The sequence below is a fragment of the Streptomyces sp. NPDC005811 genome (assembly GCF_040630405.1).
In the GTDB taxonomy this organism is placed as follows: Bacteria; Actinomycetota; Actinomycetes; order Streptomycetales; family Streptomycetaceae; genus Streptomyces.
The window spans coordinates 1-20,290 of the sequence record NZ_JBEXXK010000004.1; the positions used below are offsets into that span (position 1 = coordinate 1).

Consider the following 20,290-nt stretch of genomic DNA (forward strand, 5'->3'; position numbering starts at 1 on the left):
CGGAACGGATCGACCAGATCAACGGCCGCATCCGCCGCGGCGAGGGCCTTTGCCGACTCGACCGGACCGCCTATCGGCGCCGCAACGTCGTCGAGCGCTGCTTCAACAAGCTCAAGCACAACAAAGCCCTGGCCACCCGTTACGACAAACGCGCCCGCCACTACAAAGCCCTGGTCACCATCGCCTGCCTACGACTCTGGCTGCCCTGACTTTGCGGACACGACCTAGGGCCTGTCGTCCGGCTCAGGTCGGTCTCTCCGGGGAGTGCATGTCACGCCCCGCGACGTGCGGCAGGATCCGGACGACAGGCCCTGGCGGCCCGAGCCGCACGTCCGTCGTCGGAGCAGGGCCGGAGAAGCCGGGCGCGTCGCCGTGCGACCGCTCGGGCTCCGGTCCTGCGGCCCGCCTCCCGGAGTCACGGCTCTCCGGAGTCACCGGCTCCCCGCCGTCACCGCCTTGAGCTCGGTGAGTGACTCGTGGAGCAGCTCGGCCAGTTCGCGGTGTTCCGCGGGGGCGATCCAGCGTTCGTAGCCGACCTTGAAGACGGCGATCCCGGCCTCGGCGGTGAGGGCCGCCGCGGGGTCCGGGACGCCCCGGGCGCGCAGGGCCTCCGCCACGGCGGTGGAGAGCGCGGCGAGTTTGATCAGTTCGCGTTCCAGGAGCTCCGGGTGCGAGCCGACGACGGACTGCCGCTGCCGGGCCCTCTCCCGCGCGGGGAACACCACCGCGATCGCCTCCAGCCCCGCCGCCACGACATCGATCGGCGCCGCGGGCGGGGGCGCCTCGGCCACCGCCTTCGCGAACACCTCCCGCAGCACCTCCGCACCGCCGAACAGCACCTCGCGCTTGTCGGCGTAGTGCCGGAAGTAGGTGCGCTCGGTGAGCCCGGCCCGCCGGGCGATCTCCGCCACCGTGGTCTGTTCGTATCCGCGCTCGCCGAACAGCTCCAGCGCGGCCCGCGCCAGGCGCTCCCGGGTGTTCGGCTCCCATCTGCCCATGGCCGGATCCTACGTGATGACAGTCACTGACATCAGTGCTAGCGTCGATGACGACAGTCACTGACATCACTCGGTGCCGTCCGGCGCTGCCCGCCCGACGGCATACGACTCACTCGTGGTCTGAGGTACTCCCATGCGCATCTTCGTCACCGGCGCCTCCGGCTGGCTCGGTTCCGCCCTCGTCCCCGATCTCCTCGACGCGGGGCACGAGGTCACCGGCCTCGCCCGCTCCGACGCCTCCGCCGCCGCGCTCTCCGGCGCCGGCGCCGCGGTGGTCCGGGGCACGCTCGACGACCTCGACGTCCTCGGCACGGCCGCCGCCGCGTCGGACGGCGTGGTCCATCTCGCCTTCAAGCACGACATCGCCTTCACCGGTGACTTCGAGGGTGCCGTACGGGCCGACCGCCGGGCCGTCGACACCCTCGTCGACGCCCTGGCGGGCAGCGGGCACCCGCTGGTCGTCGCCGGCGGGTTCATGGGCTTCCTGCCCGGGCGCCCCGCGACCGAGCGGGACATGCCTGCGGTCGACGGCTCGGGGCCGTCCGGCCGCGCCACGACCGCCGCCGCGGTGCTGGACTCCGCCGCGCGGGGCGTGCGCTCCTCGGTGGTCCGGCTGTCGCCCACCTGTCACGGCGACGGGGACCCCGGGTTCATGGCCTCCCTCGTCGCCCTCGCCCGCACCAAGGGCGTCTCCGGCTACCTCGGCGACGGCACCAACCGCTGGCCCGCCGTCCACCGCCTCGACGCGGCCCGGCTGTTCCGGCTGGCGGTGGAGCGGGCACCGGCGGCGAGCGTGCTGCACGGCGTCGCCGACGAGGGCGTCGAGATCCGCGCCGTCGCGGAGGTGATAGGCCGCCACCTGGACGTCCCGACCGCCCCGGTCGCCCCCGAGGACGCCCCGGCCCACTTCACCTGGCTGGCCGGCCTCATCGGCCAGGACCTGCCCGCCTCGAGCGCCCTCACCCGCGAACTCCTCGACTGGCGCCCGCTGCGGCCCGGGCTCCTGGAGGACCTGGAGAAGGGGCACTACTTCACGGCCTGAGACGGTGGGCGGAGCTCAGATCGGCAGCAACCGCCCCACCAGTGCGCCGAGTTGGAGGGCGTTGCGGCACTCGTGCATCGCGACCAGCTCGGCGTACTCGGGGGCGGCCGAGTCGCCCGTGCCCCACAGCGAGCGGGGCTCCGGGTTCAGCCAGTACAGACGGCGGGCCCGCGCGGAGATCTCCCGGAGCGCCGCAAGGTTCGGGTCGCTCATGTTCGTCCGCGCGTCCCCCAGCACGAACACCGTCGTCCGCGGGCCCACGGCGGCGCCGTACCGCTCCGCGAACTCGCCCAGGGCGAGACCGTAGTCGCTGCTGCCGTGATAGCCCGTCAGTCGCGCCTCGGCCAGGATCCGGGCGCCGAGCCCCTCGGCGTCGGCCCGGCCGTGCTCCAGCAGTCCCGTGACCTCGTCGATCCGGTTGACGAAGGCGAACACCCGCACCTTGCTGAACTGGTCGTGCAGCGCCTGCACCAGCAGCATGGTGAAGTCGGAGAAGCCGGACACCGAGCCCGACACATCGCACAGCAGGACCAGTTCGGGACGGGCCGGCCGCCGGCGGCGCAGCACCGGCCGCATCGGCACCCCGCCCGTCGACAGCGAGCCCCGCAGGGTGCGGCGCAGATCGATCGTGCCGCGCGTGGCACGGCGGCGGCGCGCGGCCAGCCGGGTCGCCAGCTTGCGCGCCAACGGCTGGACGGTCCGCCGCAGTTCGGCCAGCCGGTCCCGCCCCGCGTACAGGAAGTCCACCCGGTCCGCGGTCGGCGCCACCGCCCGCCGCGCGATCTCGTCCCGCCCCCGCCGCTCGGCCACCCGGCGCCGCGCCTCCGCCGCCACCAGCCCCCGGAACTCCTCGATGCGCCGCCGGATCTCGTCCTCCAGCAGCCGCCCCGCGAACCCGGAACCGCCCCCGCGCCGCCGCATCTCGTCCCGGACCCGGGCCAGCAGCGTCTGCGGGCGCAGCCGGTCGAGGGTCTGGTACGACGACCAGCCGTCCGCCCCCGGTGAACTCCCGTATCCGCCCAGCCCGTCGACCGCCTCGACCGCCAACTGGCCCAGCAGGGCACGGTCGTCGGCGGCCAGGGCGTCCGCGAGCCGGTCGCGCAGCGAGTCCCGGTCGCCGGGCTCGCCCGCGGGCGCCCCGACGCCGTAGGGGAAGTACAGGTCGAAGACGGTGTCGAACACCCGGCGTTGGTCCGGCGAGTGCAGCAGGGTGGCGGCCAGTCCCTCGCGCAGCAGCCCCCGGTCGGTGAACCCGAGCGCGGTCACCGCCTCGGCCGCGTCCACGGTCTCGCCGGTGCCGATCCGCACGCCGTGCGCGCGCAGCGCGGCCACGAACCCGGTCAGCCGGTCGGCGGCGTCGCCGCTCACACGGCGTCCAGGTCGAGCTTTGCCCCGGCCTTCAGGATGTCGTCCTGGTGCTTGAGGATCACGCCCAGACTGTCGCGTACGACGCCCTCGTCCAGCGTGGTGGCGCCCAGCGCCAGCAGGGTGCGCGCCCAGTCGATGGTCTCGGCGACCGACGGCACCTTGCGCAGGTCCATGGCGCGCAGCGCGGCCACCACCCGGACCACCGACTCGGTCAGCGCCGTGTCCAGACCGGGCACCTTCAGCCGGACGATCCGCCGCTCCAGCTCCTCGTCGGGGAAGCCGAGGTGCAGGAAGAGGCAGCGGCGGCGCAGCGCCTCCGACAGCTCGCGGGTGGCGTTGGAGGTGAGCACGACGAACGGCCGGCGGCTCGCGGTGATCGTGCCCAGCTCCGGGACGGTGACCTGGAAGTCGCTGAGCACCTCGAGCAGCAGCCCCTCCACCTCGACATCGGCCTTGTCGGTCTCGTCGATCAGCAGCACCGTCGGCTCCTCGCCGCGGATCGCGGTGAGCAGCGGACGGGGGAGCAGGAACTCCTCGCTGAAGATGTCGGTGCGGGTCTCGTCCCAGGTCTCGTCGCGGCCGGCGCTGATCCGCAGCAGCTGCTTGGCGTGGTTCCACTCGTACAGCGCGCGGGACTCGTCCACGCCCTCGTAGCACTGGAGCCGCACCAGCCGCGCCCCGGCCACCTGGGCGACGGCCTTGGCGAGTTCCGTCTTGCCGACGCCGGCCGGGCCCTCCACGAGCAGCGGCTTGCCGAGCCGGTCGGCGAGGAACACGGTCGTGGCGACCGCGGGCGAGGCCAGATAGCCGGTCTCGGCGAGACGGGCGGAGACGTCGTCGACGGACGTGAACAACGGGGCCTCCGGGGGAGCGGTCGAGAGGGGCAGGTCCGAGCACATATCTAAGCGCTTGTTCACCCACCTTGTCGATGTTGTCAGTGGCGGCGGCTACCTTGCACCCATGGGGATCCATCTCGTGAACGTGACGCCGGAGGACTGGTCGACGCCCGGCGAGGACGGCTACGGCGACATCGCCGCGGCCCTCGACGAGGAGCGGGCCCGCCGTGGCCTGCCGCCGTACCGGCCGGGCCGGCCGCCGGAGCCGGGGAGGTTCGCGGAGAGGACGAGCCCGCCGATGGACGGCTTCGACGCGCTGTGCCGGGCCCACCTCGCCCCCGAGGAGCGGCACACCCTCCTCAGCTGGTCGTTCCTGGTCCCGTTCGCGCTGGAGGAGCCCGTCCTGCTGCCGGTCGAGAACGCCCACGACACCGAGAGCCTGGTCGTCGGAGCACCGTACGCCCTCGCCCTCGCCGAGCGGCTCGCCGCCGCCCTCCACCTGCCGCTGGACCTGATACCGGAGCCTTCCGGCCCCCACGAACTCCACGCCTGGTTCCTCGACGGCGACGCGGAGAAGACCGCCGCCGCCCGCCCCGGCCCCTGGGCCGACGACCTGGACACCGCGTTCTTCACGGCGCTGTGTCTGCGCGCCGCCCGGTACGCGCTGCGGCACGACTGCGCGATGACCTACTCCTGAGCGCGCTCCACCAGGAACACCGTCAGCCACTCCGCGTCCGCCGCGTGATAGCCCAGCCCGACCAGCGCCTCCGAGGCCGCCCGCATGTGCTCGGCGCCGTAGACCACGGCGATCGTGAACGGCCCGGTGCCGCTCGTGTACGCCTGGTCGAACTCGGTGAGCACCCGCACCAGCAGCCGGTCGCGGCGGCGCATCACCAGGTCGTCGAGGCCGGGCATGCCGTCCGCCACGGCCTGCTCGGTGTCGCTCACCAGATCCTCGGTGGCCATGTGCCGGGCCAGATAGCGGCGGGTGCCGAACATCCGCATGCCCGCGGTCATCGCCGGTGTCAGCGTGGCGATCAGCAGGCGCTCGCGCAGCGGCAGCCGCCGGAAGCCGGACTCGAACTCCCGGCCCGACATGTCCGGGCACACCACGGGCACCCCGAGCGCCCGGTAGTCGATGTCCTGGACGACCAGCCCCAGCCGCTCGTTGTGCTCCAGCTGCTCGTACGACGCGACCAGGGCCTCCGCACCGGGGGAGCGCGTCTCCCGGCCGATGCCCTCGGCGAGCACCAGGTCGCAGCGGCGCAGCCGGTCCGTCACCTCCCGGTAGAAGGCCGGCTCCCCGAGGTGGACCATCGGGAAGAGCAGGAAGGACAGGTGCGTTCCCGGCCTGGTGAACCGGATGACGGCGGAGCGCACCCCGGCCAGGCCGGTCACTTCGATGAACTGCATGGGAGCCCCCTGGGTCCGCGCACGGCACCAGGCCCCTACCCGCGTGGGGCCCCGCTCAGCCGACCAGGATCACCTCGAGGGTGCGCGGACCGTGCACGCCCTCCACCCGGTCCAGTTCGATGTCACTCGTCGCCGAGGGACCGGAGATCCATGTCAACGGCCGTGCGGGATCCAGCTGTTCGAGGGCCTGCGGCACCGACGAGACGACCTGCTCCGGCACCCGCACCACACAGAGGTGGTGGTCGGGGACGAGGGTGATCCGGCGGCGGCCCTGATCGGGGGAGCCGTCCAGCACGATCGTCCCGGTCTCGGCGATCGCCACCGCGCACGCCGTGACCACGCTGTCGACCCGGTCCAGCTCCTCCGCGGTGCTCGCGACCGTGTCCTCGACCCGGTCGGCCCCGGTCGCCGACAGCCATCCCGCGTCCAGCCCCGGCGGCACCACCACCGACTTCGCCCCGCGCTCGGCCAGCAACCGGCCGATCAAGGAAGGCAGTTCGTCCGGCGAGCAGCGGTGCACGAGCGCCCGGTAGTCGGCCAGGTTCTCGGCCAGCAGCTCCACCGTCTCCTCGGCACCACGGTCCCCGTGCACCCGCAGATAGTCGCGCGTGATCGGTGTGTCGTCCCCCGGCACCTCGGAGAGCGCGCGCCGCACCCGCCCCAGGATCCGCTCCCTGCTGCTCACTTCGCCCCGTCCTTTCCGCCGTTCGTCCGCTGCCACCAGTCGCGGAAGGGTTCCGCCGGTACGGCCGGCAGGTCCCGGCTGCCGCTCCACGCCTTCCCCGGTCCGGGGAGCGTACGAGGGTGCAGCCGGCGCGTCCGGGAGGCGAGCCGCTGCCCGGTGCGCAGGGCGCCGGGGCGGGCGAACGCCCAGCGCGCCGCCCGCATCGCCGCCCGCTCGGCCGCGTGCCCCTTGGCGGGCTTGAGCACCACCCGGTTGCCCTCCCGGACCACCGGACCGCCCTCGACGACCCGCTCGCGCAGATGCACCAGCACCTCGGGGATGTCGATGGCGACCGGACAGACCTCGTAGCAGGCGCCGCACAGCGAGGAGGCGTACGGCAGCGAGGCGTCGATCTCGCTCTGCGTGCCCCGCAGTTGCGGACTGAGGATGGCGCCGATCGGGCCCGGGTAGACCGAGCCGTAGGCGTGCCCGCCGGCCCGCTCGTAGACCGGGCAGACGTTCAGACAGGCCGAGCAGCGGATGCAACGCAGGGCCTGGCGGCCGACCTCGTCGGCGAGGGTGTCGGTGCGGCCGTTGTCCAGCAGCACCAGATGGAAGGTCCGCGGTCCGTCGCCGTCCGTGGTGCCCGTCCAGGTCGAGGTGTACGGGTTCATGCGCTCGGCGGTCGAGGAGCGGGGCAGGGTCTGGAGGAAGACCTCCAGGTCCCGCCAGGTCGGCACGATCTTCTCGATGCCCACGACCGAGATCAGGGTCTCGGGCAGGGTCAGGCACATCCGCCCGTTGCCCTCGGACTCGACGACCACCAGCGTGCCCGTCTCGGCGACCATGAAGTTGGCGCCGGAGACGCCCACCTTGGCCCGCAGGAACTTCTCCCGCAGATGCAGCCGGGCCGCCTCCGCCAGCTCGGCGGGCGTGTCGGTGAGCCCCTCGGGCGCCGCGCGCCCCCAGGCGCCCATCTCCCTGCGGAAGATGTCGCGGATCTCGCCCCGGTTGCGGTGGATGGCCGGGACGAGGATGTGCGAGGGCCGGTCCTCGCCCAACTGGACGATCAGCTCGGCGAGATCGGTCTCGTAGGCGCGGATGCCCTCGGCCTCCAGGGCTTCGTTGAGCCCGATCTCCTGGGTGGCCATGGACTTGACCTTGACGACCTCGGACTCGCCGGTCTCCTTGACGAGCCGGGCGACGATCCGGTTGGCCTCCTCGGCGTCGGCCGCCCAGTGCACGGTCCCGCCCGCCGCCGTGACCGACTCCTCCAGCTGCACGAGATAGCGGTCGAGATGACGCAGCGTATGGTCCTTGATCCGCTTGCCGGCCTCCCGCAGCTCGGCCCAGTCCTCCAGCTCCGCCACGGCCACCGCCCGCTTGGCGCGGATGGTGTGCGTGGCGTGGCGCAGGTTCGCGCGCAGGGTCCGGTCGCCGACCGCCTCGTGCGCGGCCTTCGGGAAGGCCGGCATTCCCACGAATGTGCCGCTCATACGGCCGGTTCCTCCTCCGTGCTCGCCAGGATCTCCGCCAGGTGCACCGGCCGCAGACCCGCCTTCAGCCGGGTCATGGTCCCGCCGATGTGCATCAGACACGAGTTGTCGGCCGCGCACAGCACCTCGGCGCCGGTCGACTCGGCGTTGCGCACCTTGTCCGCGCCCATCGCCGCCGACACGTCGGCGTTCTTCAGCGCGAACGTGCCGCCGAACCCGCAGCACTCCTCCGCGCCCGGCAGCTCCACCAGCTCAAGCCCCCGGACCGCCTCCAGCAGCCGCCTCGGCCGGTCCCCGAGGCCCAGCCCGCGCAGCCCGTGACAGGTCGGGTGGTAGGTCACCGTGTGCGGGTAGTACGCGCCGACGTCCGTCACCCCGAGCACATCCACCAGGAACTCGGTCAGCTCGTACGTCTTCGGTACCACCGGCGCCAGCGCCGTCGCCAGGGAGCCCCCGCGCCCTTCCGCCCGGGCCCGCTCACCCATCCGCGGATACAGCTCCCGCACCATCGCCCCGCAGGACCCCGAGGGCGTCACGATCGCCTCGTACTCCCCGAAGACATCGGAGAAGTGCCGGGCGAGCGGCTCGGCCTCATGGCGGTAGCCGGTGTTGTAGTGGGCCTGGCCGCAGCAGGTCTGGGCCATCGGGAAGTCGACCTCGACACCCAGTCTGGTCAGCAGTTTCACCACGGCGCGGCCGGTGTCCGGATAGAGCGTGTCGTTGACACAGGTCAGGAACAGTGCGACACGCATCGCGGCTCCTCGGGGTCGATCATCGGATGAGTGCAGGGTAGCCCGGCGGCAGGGCCCGGGGGAGGCCCCGGCTCACCGCGAGGCGAGCCGGGCCTGTGCCTCGCGCCACCGCCGGGTGCCGCCCTGCGGCTCGTAGCGCGTCAGCGGCTGGGTGCGGGCGAGCAGCCGGCGCATGTCGGCACGGTCGCCGACCCGTCCGTGGGCCCGCGCCTGCACCAGCACGTTGCCGAGCGCGGCGGCCTCCGTCGGCCCGGCCACCACCGGCAGCCCGCAGGCGTCGGCGGTGAGCTGGCACAGCAGCGCGTTACGGGTGCCGCCCCCCACGATGTGCACCACGTCGACGGGATGCCCGGCGAGCCGCTGGGCGTCCTCGACCGCCCGGCGGTGGGCGAGGGCGAGCGAGTCGAGGATGCAGCGGGTGATCTCGCCGCGCGTCCCGGGCACCGGCTGCCCGGTGGCCCGGCACGCCTCGGCGATCCGCTCCGGCATCCGTCCGGGCGCGAGGAACGCGGCGTCCCCCGCGTCCACGACCGACCGCAGCGCGGGCACGGCCGCCGCCTCCCGCAGCAGCACCCCCAGATCGGGGTCCCCCCAGGCCCGTACGCACTCCTGGAGCAGCCAGAGCCCCATGATGTTGCGCAGGTACCGGACCGTGCCGTCCAGCCCCAGTTCATTGGTGAAGTTGGCGGCCCGGCTCTCCTCGGTGAGCACGGGCGCCTCCAGCTCCAGTCCCGCCAGGGACCAGGTGCCGGTGCAGATGTAGGCGAAGCGCTCCCCGGTCGCCGGTACGGCCGCCACCGCGGACGCGGTGTCGTGCGACCCGACGGCGGTCACCGGCACCGGCCCGGTCAGCCCGGTCTCCTCCAGCACCTCGGCGCGCAGCACCCCGGCCGGATCGCCGGGCTGCCGCAGCGGCGCGAACAGCTCCAGGTCGATGCCGAGACGCGCCGCGAGCTCGTACGACCACGTCCGCGTCCGGGGATCGATCAGCTGGGTCGTGGAGGCGTTGGTCAGCTCGGTGCCCTGCTCCCCGGTCAGCCAGTACGCCAGCAGATCGGGAATGAGCAGCAACCGCTCGGCGTGGGCGAACTGACGTGTCCCGCGGGCGGCGACGAGCTGGTACAGGGTGTTGAAGGGCGCGTACTGGATGCCGGTCGCCGCGTACAGCTCCGCGGCGGGCACACCGGCCCACACCTTCTCGGCGACCCCGTCGGTGCGCGCGTCCCGGTAGTGCACCGGATTCCCGAGGAGCGCCCCGTCGCCGTCGAGCAGTCCGTGGTCCACGGCCCAGCTGTCGATGCCGACGGAGTCGACCTGCCCGGCGGCCCTCAGCCCGTCGAGCACCCCGGCGTACAGGGACAGCACGTCCCACCGCAGCCCGTCCGGCACCCGCACCGGCCGGTTCGGGAACCGGTGCGCCTCCGTCAGCTCCAGGGAGTCGGGGCCGACCCGGCCGACCATGACGCGCCCGCTGGACGCGCCGAGGTCGACCGCGGCGTACGACCGCACACCCGTCACCGGAGGAAAGCGGCCGCCACACCCGCGTCGACGGGCACGTGCAGCCCGGTGGTGTGGGTGAGCTCCCCGCCCGTCAGTGCGAACACCGCGTTCGCCACGTGCTCGGGCAGCACCTCCCGCTTGAGGATGGTCCGCTGGGCGTAGAACTCGCCGAGCTTCTCCTCCTCGATCCCGTAGGTCGCCGCGCGCTGGGCGCCCCACCCGCCGGCGAAGATGCCCGAGCCCCGCACCACACCGTCCGGGTTGACCCCGTTGACGCGGATCCCGTGCCCGCCCAGCTCGGCGGCGAGCAGCCGGACCTGGTGGGCCTGGTCGGCCTTGGTGGCGGAGTACGCGATGTTGTTCGGCCCCGCGAACACGGCGTTCTTCGAGGCGATGTAGACGATGTCCCCGCCGAGCCCCTGGGCGATCATCACCCGGGCCGCCTCCCGCGACACCAGGAACGATCCCCGGGCCATGATGTCGTGCTGGAGGTCCCAGTCCCTGGCCGAGGTCTCCAGCAGCGGCTTGGAGATGGAGATGCCGGCGTTGTTGACGACGAGGTCGACCCCGCCGAAGGCGAGCGCGGCGGCCCGGAAGGCCCCGGCGATCTGCTCCTCGTCCGTCACGTCGACAGTGACGGCCACGGCCTTGTCGGCCCCGCCCAGCTCCTCCGCCACCTGGGCGGCGTTCTCCCCGTCGAGATCGGCGACGACGACACACGCCCCCTCGGCGACCAGCCGGTGCGCGATGGCCTTGCCGATCCCGCTGCCCGCGCCCGTCACCAGCGCCACCCGGGTGGCCAGCGCCTTCGGCTTCGGCATCCGCTGGAGCTTGGCCTCCTCCAGCGACCAGTACTCGATGCGGAACTTCTCCCGCTCCTCGATCGGCGCGTACGAGGACACCGCCTCGGCGCCCCGCATCACATTGATCGCGTTGACGTAGAACTCACCGGCGACCCGGGCGGTCTGCTTGTCCTTGCCGAAGGAGAACATGCCCACGCCGGGCACCAGCACGATGGCCGGGTCGGCGCCGCGCATCGCGGGGGAGCCGGCCTCGGCGTGCCGCGCGTAGTAGGCCGCGTACTCCTCCCGGTAGGCGACGTGCAGCTCCTTGAGCCGCGCGACGGCCTCCTCCAGCGGAGCGGTGGGCGGCAGGTCCAGCACGAGCGGCCGCACCTTGGTCCGCAGGAAGTGGTCCGGGCACGACGTGCCGAGCGCGGCGAGCCGCGGGTGCTCCGCGCGCGCCAGGAAGTCGAGGACGACGTCGGAGTCGGCGAAGTGCCCGACCTGCGGCCGGTCCTGCGAGGCGATCGCCCGCACATACGGCGCGAGCGCGGCGGCCCGCTTCCCGCGCTCGCCCTCGGCAAGAGCCTCGTACCCCTCGACGACGGGCCCGAAGGGCTCGGCCTTCCCCCGCTCGGCGAGGAACGTTTCGGCGGTGCGGATGATGTGCAGCGAGTTGCGCTCGCACTCCTCCGCGGTGTCGCCCCAGGCGGTGATCCCGTGCCCGCCGAGGATCACCCCGACGGCCTGCGGGTTGGCGGCCTTGATCGCGGCGATGTCCAGCCCGAGCTGGAACCCGGGCCGCCGCCACGGCACCCACGCCACACTGTCCCCGAAGCACTCGGCGGTCAGCTTCTCCCCGTCCGCCGCGCAGGCGAGCGCGATCCCGGAGTCCGGGTGCAGATGATCGACGTGCGCGGCGTCGACCAGCCCGTGCATCGCGGTGTCGATGGACGGCGCCGCCCCGCCCTTGCCGTGCAGGCAGTAGTCGAACGCGGCGACCATCTCGTCCTCGCGCTCCACCCCCGGATACACCTCGACGAGCCCCCGCAGCCGGTCCAGCCGCAGCACGGCCAGCCCGCCCTCGGTGAGCGTCCCGAGGTCGCCGCCCGACCCCTTCACCCACATCAGCTCGACATCCCCGCCGGTCACGGGGTCGGTGTCGGTGCCCTTCGCGGACGCGTTGCCGCCGGCGTAGTTCGTATTACGGGGATCAGCACCGAGCCGATGGGACCGAGCAAGAAGAGCGGCGGCTTCGGGATGGGTGGACATGGAGATTCCTTACTTCTTGGGACAGGGGAGTTTCTCTGGGGGCGCGGGGAACTGCGCGACCAGCCACGACGGGCCCGCACCCCGCAGACGACGGAACCAGGCAGACGCTTACGCCCCCCACCCCGCCTGCTCCCCACCGACACGCTCGGCAACGACCTTCTCGGCCCACCCCGACCGCCGGTACGCAACAAGCGGCTCGGGATCCAGCCCCATCTCCTCCCGCACCTCCCGCAGCAACGGCCGCACATCCGTGTTGTACGCATCCATCAGCACCGCATTGGCTTCCAGCACATCCCCGGAAGCCTGAGCGGCGGCCAGCGCCGACCGGTCGACGAGCAGCGCCTTCGCCGTCGCCTCCTGCACGTTCATCACCGAACGGACGATCGCCGGGATCTTCGCCTCGATGTTGTGGCACTGGTCCAGCATGAACGCCACCTCGGAGGTGAACCCGCCACCCCGCACGACCTCGTACATGATCCGGAACAGCTGGAACGGGTCCGCGGCCCCCACCATCAGGTCGTCGTCCGCGTAGAAGCGCGAGTTGAAGTCGAACCCGCCGAGCTTGCCCTCGCGCAGCAGCGTGGCCACGATGAACTCGATGTTGGTCCCCGGCGCGTGGTGACCGGTGTCGACCACGACCTGCGCCTTCGGCCCCAGCTTCAGGCAGTGCGCGTACGCCGTGCCCCAGTCCGGGACGTCCGTCGAGTAGAACGCCGGCTCGAAGAACTTGTACTCCAGCAGCATCCGCTGCCCGTCCCCGAGCCGCTCGTACACCTCGGCCAGCCCCTCCGCCAGCCGGTCCTGCCGCGCGCGGATGTCGTCCTGGCCGGGATAGTTCGTCCCGTCCGCGAACCACAGCTTGAGATCGGTGGACCCCGTGGCGTCCATGATGTCGACGCACTCCAGCAGATGGCCGAGGGCCTTGCGGCGCACCGCCGCCTCGGGATGGCAGATGCTGCCCAGCTTGTAGTCGTCGTCCTGGAAGGTGTTGGAGTTGATCGTCCCCAGCTTCACCCCCCGGTCCTCGGCGTGCTTCGCCAGCGCCGCGTAGTCCTCCACCTTGTCCCAGGGGATGTGCAGCGCCACGGTCGGGGCCACGCCGGTGACCGCGTGCACCTGGGACGCGTCGTCCAGCTTCTCCTGCGGGGTGCGCGGAACGCCCTGCTGGGCGAACACCTTGAAGCGGGTCCCCGAGTTCCCGTACGCCCACGACGGCGTCTCGACGGCCTGGGTCTTCAGCGCGGCCTTCACGGCGGCGAGGTCGGTCACTTCGGGCTCCTGTGACATCGGTCCGGGACCAGGCCCGGATGAAACGATTCAGAACGGGAAGCTATGAGGCCGCGAAGGCACTGTCAACCCTTTCGACCCGGCCCCCTTTTCGTGACCGCCGCGTGACCTTCGGCTATCGAAAACTTTTCGAGACGGACCCATTGACGTGACATGCCCGCCGTGCCTAACGTCCCGGCAATCCAGTTGAAACCTTTCACGACGCCGTGACGGGCCCCAGGGGCACCGCCGCGGACGTTCGTCGAGGAGCCACCCATGACCCACCCGTCCGACACGGGACCGGCCCCGGTGCTGGCGCTCAAGGACGTCGCCAAGTCCTTCGGCGCCGTACGCGCCCTGCGGGGCGTCTCCCTGGAGCTGTTCCCCGGCGAGGTGCACGCACTCGCCGGGGAGAACGGCGCGGGCAAGTCGACCCTGATCAAGACCCTCGCGGGGGTGCACCGGCCGGACACCGGCCGGGTGCTGCTCGACGGCGAGCCCGTCGTCTTCCACGGACCCGGCGACGCCCGCGACGCCGGCATCGCCGTGATCTACCAGGAACCGACGCTCTTCCCCGACCTTTCGATCGCCGAGAACATCTTCATGGGCCGCCAGCCCCGGCGCGCCCTCGGCCGTATCGACCACAAGGCCACCCGCGCGGCGACCGCCGCCCTGATGGCCCGGCTCGGCGTCGACCTCGACCCGGACCGCCCGGCCCGCGGACTGTCCATCGCCGACCAGCAGATCGTGGAGATCGCCAAGGCGCTCTCCTTCGACGCCCGCGTCCTGATCATGGACGAGCCGACCGCCGCCCTCACCGGCAGCGAGGTCGCCCGCCTCTTCGGAGTCGTGCGCACCCTGCGCGAGCAGGGCGCGGCCGTCCTCTTCATCTCGCACCGGCTGGAGGAGATCTTCGAGATCTGCCAGCGGGTGACCACCCTGCGCGACGGTGCCTGGATCGCCAGCGAGCCCGTCGCCGGCATGACCGAGGACGACCTGGTCCGCCGTATGGTCGGCCGCGACCTCGACGAGCTCTACCCCAAGCAGGACGTCACGCCGGGCGAGGTCGCCCTGAGCGTGCGCCGGCTGACCCGCGAGGGCGTCTTCACCGACGTCTCCTTCGACGTACGGCGCGGCGAGATCGTCGGACTGGCCGGACTGGTCGGCGCCGGGCGTACCGAAGTGGCCCGCGCGGTGTTCGGGATCGACCGCTGGGACGCCGGCGACGTCACCGTGGACGGAAAGGCGCTCGTCAACGGCGCCCCCTCCACCGCGATGTCCGCGGGCCTCGCCCTGGTCCCGGAGGACCGGCGCGCCCAGGGCCTGGTGATGGACATGTCCATCGAGCGCAACATCGGCCTCACGGGTCTGCGGACGACCGTGAAGGCGGGCCTGATGGACCGGGGCGCCGAGCGCAGCCGGTCCCTGGACTGGGCGGTCAAGCTCCAGGTGAAGTACGCCCGGATCGCCGACACCGTCAACACGCTCTCCGGCGGCAACCAGCAGAAGGTCGTCCTCGCCAAGTGGCTGGCCACCGCCCCCAAGGTGCTGATCGTCGACGAGCCCACCCGCGGCATCGACGTCGGCACCAAGGCCGAGGTGCACCGGCTGCTCAGCGAGCTGGCCGCCGACGGCGTCGCCGTCCTGATGATCTCCTCCGACCTGCCCGAGATCCTCGGTATGGCCGACCGCGTGCTGGTGATGCACGAGGGCCGGCTCACCGCCGAGATCCCCCGCTCCGACGCCACCGAGGAAACCGTGATGGCCGCAGCCACCGGGAGGGCCGCCGCATGACGGTCGCCACTCCTGAACAGGCCCCCGTCGCCGAGACGCACCGGTCCAGCGGAACCCGGCTCGTCGACCGCGTCTTCAAGATGCGCGAACTCGCCATCCTGGTCGTCTTCCTGGTGATGATCGCCGTCACCCAGGCCGGCAACAGCGAGTTCCTCTCCGAGCAGGGCATCAAGGACCTGCTGCTGAACGCGACCATCCTGGTGCTGGTCGCCACCGGCCAGTCCCTGGTGGTGATCACGAGGAACGTCGACCTCTCGGTCGGCTCCACCCTCGGCATCAGCGCCTTCGCCGCCGGCACCTATCTGCACGGCGGCGGCAACCCGGTCGTCGCGATCGTCCTGGCCGTCCTGCTGGGCATCGGCTTCGGACTGCTGAACGGACTGCTGGTCAGCCTCGGCCAGGTGCCCGCCCTCGTCGTCACCCTCGGCACGCTGTACATCATCCGCGGCATCGACTCCATCTGGGTCGGCTCCCGGCAGATCACCGCGGCCGACCTGCCCGGCGGCTTCGTGGACTTCGGCTCCGGCGGCCTCTCCGCCGTGCCGTACCTGGCGCTGATCGCCCTGGCGGTGCTGATCGCCACGGCGTACTACCTCAAGCACTTCGGCAGCGGCCGGGAGCTGTACGCCCTCGGCTCCAACCCGGAGGCCGCCCGACTCGCCGGCATCCCCGTGCGCAAGCGGATCCTCGCCGCGTACACCTTCTGCGGCGGACTCGCCGGACTCGCCGGCGCGATGTACCTGGCCCGGTTCGGCAACGTCGACTCCTCGACCGGCAACGGCTACGAACTCACCGTCGTCAGCGCGGTCGTGGTCGGCGGCGTCGTCTTCACCGGCGGCTCCGGCAGCGTCTACGGCGCCGCCCTCGGCGCCCTCCTGCTGACCTCCATCAACAGCGTCCTGCCCGCCCTCGGCGTCAGCTCGGTGTGGGTCCTCGCCATCAACGGCGTGCTGCTCCTGCTCGCGATCGCGGTCGACCGGATCGTGGCGCTGCGGGTGGCGACCGCCCTGAAGAAGAAGTCGGCGTCCGTCACGCCGGCCGTGGAGAAGGGGGAGACCCGTGCGTGAGTCTCTTGCCGGTCGGGTGGTCCGCAGGTCCACCTTCAGGTGGGATACAGCCGTCAGTGCGCTGCTGATCGTCCTGCTGCTGTTCTCCTTCTCCTTCGTGGACGGTTTCGGCAACGCGCTCAACCTGTCCTTCCTCATCGGCAACACCCTGCCGATCGCGCTGGTCGCGCTGCCCATGACCCTGCTGGTCGTGTCCGGCGAGATCGACCTCTCGGTCGCCTCCACGGCCGGGCTGTCCGGCGCGGTGATGGGCGCCCTGTGGAACCAGGGCATGACCATCGAGACGATCATCCCGATCTGTCTGCTGCTCGGCGTCGTCTGCGGGCTGGTCAACGGCCTGCTGGTGACCCGGCTCGGACTGCCCTCCCTCGCCGTCACCATCGGCACCCTCGCCGCCTACCGGGGCATCGCACAGATCGTGCTCGGCTCCGACGCGGTGACCGATTTCCCGTCCCAGTACCTGGACTTCGCGGCCGGACGGGTCGGGGACAGCTTCCTGCCGCAGGCCTTCCTGCCCTTCCTGGTCCTGCTCGCGATCGCCGTGGTCGTCCTGCACGCCACGCCGTTCGGACGGTCGCTGTTCGCGATCGGGGCGAGCGAGGAGGCGGCGCGGTTCGCCGGGATCCGCGTCAAGCGGCAGAAGCTGATCCTGTTCACGGTGACGGGGTTCATGGCCTCGCTCACCGGGATCTTCTGGGCGCTGCACTACGCCAGCGCTCGCTATGACAACGCGACCGGGCTCGAACTGTCCGTCGTCGCCGCCGTGTTGCTCGGTGGGATCGACTTCGACGGTGGCAAGGGCACGTTGGGCGGTGCGATCGCGGGGGTGTTCCTCCTCGGTGCGCTCCAGAACGTGATGAGCCTCGTCAATGTGTCCGCGCAGTCCCAGATCGTCGTGACCGGTGTGCTGCTGGTCGTGTCGGTGCTCGGCCCTCGGGTCGCTCGTCAGATCTCCGTTGCCCGGGCGGCACGCTCCGCTGGATAGGCCGTCCGTCGTCCGCGGGTTCGTTGTGGCTGATCGCGCAGTTCCCCGCGCCCCCAAGAAACCTCACCTGAAACTCTCTCGAGAAGGACTCCACATGTCCAAGTCATCCCTTCGGCGTGCCTGTGCCGCCCTCGCCGTCGTGTCCTCGCTCGCCCTCGCCGCCACCGCCTGTGGGGGCACCACCAAGGAGGACGTGAAGAGCGAAGGCGCCTCCGCCGCCGCCACCGGCAAGGCCGACCCCAACGCCGCGACCAAGAAGGGGCTGACCGTCGGCTTCCTGCCGAAGCAGGTCAACAACCCGTACTTCACCACCTCCGACAAGGGCGGCGAGGCCGCGCTGAAGGAGCTGGGCTCCAGCTACAAGGAGGTCGGTCCGTCCAGCGCGACCGACACCTCGGGGCAGGTGTCGTACGTCAACACGCTCACGCAGCAGAAGGTCGCCGCGATCGCCGTGTCCGCCCAGGACCCGGGCGCCCTGTGCACCGCCCTGAAGACGGCGATGAGCAACGACATCAAGGTCGTCACCTACGACTCCGACACCAACCCCGAGTGCCGCAACGCCTTCGTCTCGCAGGCCTCCGCCGAGGACCTCGGCCGCACCGAGGTGCAGCTCCTCGCCGAGCAGATCGGGTACAAGGGCGAGATCGCGATCCTGTCCGCCGCGCAGACCGCGACCAACCAGAACACCTGGATCGAGTTCATGAAGGACGAACTCAAGGACGCCAAGTACAAGGACATCAAGCTCGTCAAGGTCGCGTACGGCAACGACGACGCCCAGCAGTCCTTCCAGCAGACCCAGGGCCTGCTCCAGGAGTACCCGAACCTGAAGGGGATCATCTCCCCGACCACCGTCGGCATCAAGGCCGCCGCCCAGTACCTGTCGGGCTCGAAGTACAAGGGCAAGGTCAAGCTGACCGGCCTCGGCACCCCCAACGACATGCGCAAGTACGTCAAGAACGGCACCGTCGACGGCTTCGAGCTGTGGGACCCGGCCAAGCTCGGCGCCCTCGCCGCGCAGACCGCCGTGGCGCTCGTCTCCGGCCAGATCACCGGCAAGGAGGGTGAGACCTTCACGGCCGGCGGGACGTCGTACACCATCGGCAAGGACGGTGTGATCAGCCTCGGCAAGCCGACCGTGTTCGACGCCAAGAACATCGACCAGTTCAACTTCTGATCCCCGTCCCCCTGATCATCCCCCCACACCCATCGGGAGCGGTACTCCATGCAGCGCGTCTGTTTCCTGCTCAAGGTCCGTCAGGACCGTCTCGCCGAGTACCGCGAACGGCATGCCGCCGTGTGGCCGGAGATGCTCGAAGCTCTCTCGGCCACCGGGTGGCACAACTACTCCCTGTTCCTCAGAGACGACGGCCTGCTCGTCGGCTATCTGGAGACCGAGGACTTCGCGGCCGCCCAGGCCGGGATGGAGGCCGCCGAGGTCAACGCCCGCTGGCAGGCCGAGATGGCACCGTTCTTCGAGTCCCTGGACGGCGCCCGGCCCGACGAGGCCATGAAGCCCCTCACCGAAGTGTTCCACCTCGCCTGACACCACCCCGTACCTCCCGCTCTCGTACGACAATGGAGTCCCCCGAGATGAGACGACGCACCCTGCTGGCCGGCGCCCTCGCGACCGCCGCGGCGACCCCCCTCCTCGCCTCCGGCACCGCCCGCGCCGCCGACCCCGGCCCGTCCGTGACCAGCAAGGGCACCACGCAACTCGACGCCACCGCCGTCTTCTTCGTGTCCTACGACGGCCTGGTCAACAACAACTCGTTCCAGAAGAACGGCCTGTTGACCTACAAGGGCTACCAGTACGCCGCCTGGTACACCTCCACCGGCAACGCGGTCGTCGGCCGCCGTGTCCTCGGCGGCACCTCGTGGTCGACCGTCACCCTCTCCCACGTCCTCAAGGCCAGCGACTCCCACAACGTCATCTCCATGGGCGTCTCCAAGACCGACGGCCGGCTCCACCTCAACATGGACTCCCACAGCGACGGCTTCTTCTACGTGAAGTCGGTCGCCGGACTCCTGGACAACCCGGCGTCCACGTCCTGGACCTCGTCCGTCTTCGGCGCCGTGCAGACCAGCCTCGACGGGCTCGCGCTCACCTCGCAGTTCACCTACCCGCAGTTCGTCTCGACGCCCGAGGGCAAGCTCCAGCTCAGCTACCGGGTCGGGATCTCCGGCAACGGGCGCAACGCCCTCGCGGAGTACGACGGTTCGTCCTGGACCGCGCTCGGGGAGTGGTCCGGCTCGACCGGGACGTACACCAGCTCGCACGGCTCCTCCACCGCCCGCAACATGTACCTGCACGGCATCGACTACGACGTCAACGGACGCCTGCACTCATTCTTCACCTGGCGCGAGCAGTCCGCGGCCGTCATGTGCAGCAGCGGCGGCATCACCAACCACGACACCGGCTATGTGTACTCGGACGACCGCGGGCGGACCTGGCGCAACAACGCGGGGACGCTCGTGGGCACCACCGGGACCTCGGACACGGTGGCCGTCACCGACGCGGGACTCGTCGTGGACTCGCTCAACCCCGACCACTCCCTGATGAACCAGGAGAGCCAGTTCACCGACTCCAGCGGCCTCCCGCACGCGATCATCAGCTATGTGCCGGGCCGCTTCGGGCAGTGCACCACCAACTACGTCAGCGACCGCACCGCCAACGGCCGCGCCTTCCACGTCCGCAAGAACTCCTCGGGCACCTGGCAGAAGACGGAGATCCCCGTCGTCCTCGGCTCCAGCCAGCGCACCAAACTGATCCTGGACAAGTACGACAACGCCTACGCGATCTTCCCGTTCGGGCGGATCGCCGGCGCCTCGAAGGCCTCCGGATACACCGACTGGACCGTGCTCTTCGACGGCAGCGGGCTGAACGCCTTCGGCGAGGTCGTCATCGACGAACTGCGCGTCAAGGCCGACAACACGCTGTCGATCATGTACCAGGAGAAGTCGAGCGGGACCACCCCCTCGGCGCTCCACGTCGTCGACTTCGCACTGCCCGCATGACAAGAACGGCCAGGGGGCGGCGTGACGGTAATGTGAAGCC

19 protein-coding genes are annotated in these 20,290 nt (G+C 71.4%); 9 read left to right on the forward strand and 10 right to left on the reverse strand.

Going from position 1 to position 20,290, the window contains the following annotated elements; all coding sequences use genetic code 11:
* On the forward strand, nt 1–209 hold a 209-nt coding region (locus ABZ490_RS05150; protein ID WP_358984357.1), incomplete at its 5' end, for a transposase.
* 222 nt (nt 210–431) lie between these two features.
* Here ABZ490_RS05150 and ABZ490_RS05155 read toward each other — a convergent pair.
* Nucleotides 432–998 carry a TetR family transcriptional regulator gene (locus ABZ490_RS05155; RefSeq protein ID WP_358984360.1) on the reverse strand — a complete coding sequence of 189 codons (567 nt, stop codon included), beginning with the start codon at nt 996–998 and terminating at the stop codon, nt 432–434.
* Nucleotides 999–1,131: 133 nt separating this feature from the next.
* On the opposite strand from ABZ490_RS05155, the gene ABZ490_RS05160 reads away from it, so the two are divergent.
* Entirely contained in the window at nt 1,132–2,040 is a 909-nt protein-coding gene (locus tag ABZ490_RS05160) for an SDR family oxidoreductase (RefSeq protein ID WP_358984363.1), read from the forward strand.
* A 15-nt stretch (nt 2,041–2,055) separates the two neighbouring features.
* On the opposite strand, the gene ABZ490_RS05165 is transcribed toward ABZ490_RS05160, so the two are convergent.
* Both ABZ490_RS05165 and ABZ490_RS05170 read right to left on the reverse strand, forming a co-directional pair.
* A complete protein-coding gene (locus tag ABZ490_RS05165; RefSeq protein ID WP_358984366.1) occupies nt 2,056–3,408 on the reverse strand; it encodes a VWA domain-containing protein in 1,353 nt (450 codons plus the stop codon).
* Nucleotides 3,405–4,262, reverse strand: coding sequence for a MoxR family ATPase (locus tag ABZ490_RS05170; protein WP_358984369.1), 858 nt, complete (start codon nt 4,260–4,262; stop codon nt 3,405–3,407). The genes ABZ490_RS05165 and ABZ490_RS05170 overlap by 4 nt, the downstream gene beginning before the upstream one ends.
* 106 nt (nt 4,263–4,368) lie before the next feature.
* Here ABZ490_RS05170 and ABZ490_RS05175 point away from each other — a divergent pair, with 106 nt between their 5' ends.
* On the forward strand, nt 4,369–4,941 hold the full coding sequence (locus tag ABZ490_RS05175; RefSeq protein WP_358984371.1) for a hypothetical protein: 573 nt from the start codon (nt 4,369–4,371) through the stop codon (nt 4,939–4,941).
* Here the strand turns inward: ABZ490_RS05175 and ABZ490_RS05180 are convergent.
* The 7 genes from ABZ490_RS05180 to rhaI form a co-directional block, all read right to left on the reverse strand.
* Complete coding sequence (locus tag ABZ490_RS05180; protein WP_358984374.1) at nt 4,932–5,657, reverse strand: hypothetical protein; 726 nt, start codon at nt 5,655–5,657, stop codon at nt 4,932–4,934. The two genes, ABZ490_RS05175 and ABZ490_RS05180, sit on opposite strands and share 10 nt — an antisense overlap.
* A gap of 55 nt (nt 5,658–5,712) precedes the next feature.
* Nucleotides 5,713–6,342, reverse strand: a complete 630-nt coding sequence (locus tag ABZ490_RS05185; protein WP_358984377.1) for a lactate utilization protein C — start codon at nt 6,340–6,342, stop codon at nt 5,713–5,715.
* Complete coding sequence (locus ABZ490_RS05190) at nt 6,339–7,817, reverse strand: LutB/LldF family L-lactate oxidation iron-sulfur protein (RefSeq protein ID WP_358984380.1); 1,479 nt, start codon at nt 7,815–7,817, stop codon at nt 6,339–6,341. The genes ABZ490_RS05185 and ABZ490_RS05190 overlap by 4 nt, the downstream gene beginning before the upstream one ends.
* Complete coding sequence (locus ABZ490_RS05195; protein WP_358984383.1) at nt 7,814–8,569, reverse strand: (Fe-S)-binding protein; 756 nt, start codon at nt 8,567–8,569, stop codon at nt 7,814–7,816. The genes ABZ490_RS05190 and ABZ490_RS05195 overlap by 4 nt, the downstream gene beginning before the upstream one ends.
* Nucleotides 8,570–8,641: 72 nt before the next feature.
* Nucleotides 8,642–10,030 carry a rhamnulokinase family protein gene (locus ABZ490_RS05200; protein WP_358985076.1) on the reverse strand — a complete coding sequence of 463 codons (1,389 nt, stop codon included), beginning with the start codon at nt 10,028–10,030 and terminating at the stop codon, nt 8,642–8,644.
* Between the two features lie 53 nt (nt 10,031–10,083).
* Nucleotides 10,084–12,123, reverse strand: a complete 2,040-nt coding sequence (locus ABZ490_RS05205) for a bifunctional aldolase/short-chain dehydrogenase (RefSeq protein ID WP_358984386.1) — start codon at nt 12,121–12,123, stop codon at nt 10,084–10,086.
* 108 nt (nt 12,124–12,231) lie between these two features.
* Nucleotides 12,232–13,392 carry an L-rhamnose isomerase gene (gene rhaI / locus ABZ490_RS05210; protein WP_358984389.1) on the reverse strand — a complete coding sequence of 387 codons (1,161 nt, stop codon included), beginning with the start codon at nt 13,390–13,392 and terminating at the stop codon, nt 12,232–12,234.
* 273 nt (nt 13,393–13,665) lie between these two features.
* Between rhaI and ABZ490_RS05215 the strand changes: the two genes are divergently transcribed.
* The 6 genes from ABZ490_RS05215 (at nt 13,666) to ABZ490_RS05240 (ending at nt 20,250) form a co-directional block, all read left to right on the forward strand.
* Complete coding sequence (locus ABZ490_RS05215) at nt 13,666–15,183, forward strand: sugar ABC transporter ATP-binding protein (RefSeq protein ID WP_358984392.1); 1,518 nt, start codon at nt 13,666–13,668, stop codon at nt 15,181–15,183.
* On the forward strand, nt 15,180–16,250 hold the full coding sequence (locus ABZ490_RS05220) for an ABC transporter permease (protein ID WP_358984395.1): 1,071 nt from the start codon (nt 15,180–15,182) through the stop codon (nt 16,248–16,250). The genes ABZ490_RS05215 and ABZ490_RS05220 overlap by 4 nt, the downstream gene beginning before the upstream one ends.
* Nucleotides 16,243–17,235: an ABC transporter permease gene (locus ABZ490_RS05225; protein WP_358984399.1), complete on the forward strand. Its 993-nt coding sequence runs from the start codon at nt 16,243–16,245 to the stop codon at nt 17,233–17,235. Before ABZ490_RS05220 ends, ABZ490_RS05225 begins: the two co-directional genes overlap by 8 nt.
* A gap of 94 nt (nt 17,236–17,329) precedes the next feature.
* The gene (rhaS, locus tag ABZ490_RS05230) at nt 17,330–18,409 is read left to right on the forward strand and encodes a rhamnose ABC transporter substrate-binding protein (RefSeq protein ID WP_358984403.1); all 1,080 of its coding nucleotides are present in this window, start codon (nt 17,330–17,332) and stop codon (nt 18,407–18,409) included.
* A 48-nt stretch (nt 18,410–18,457) separates the two neighbouring features.
* Nucleotides 18,458–18,778: an L-rhamnose mutarotase gene (locus tag ABZ490_RS05235; RefSeq protein WP_358984406.1), complete on the forward strand. Its 321-nt coding sequence runs from the start codon at nt 18,458–18,460 to the stop codon at nt 18,776–18,778.
* 47 nt (nt 18,779–18,825) lie between these two features.
* A complete protein-coding gene (locus ABZ490_RS05240) occupies nt 18,826–20,250 on the forward strand; it encodes a BNR repeat-containing protein (protein WP_358984409.1) in 1,425 nt (474 codons plus the stop codon).
* Nucleotides 20,251–20,290 lie beyond the last annotated feature (40 nt).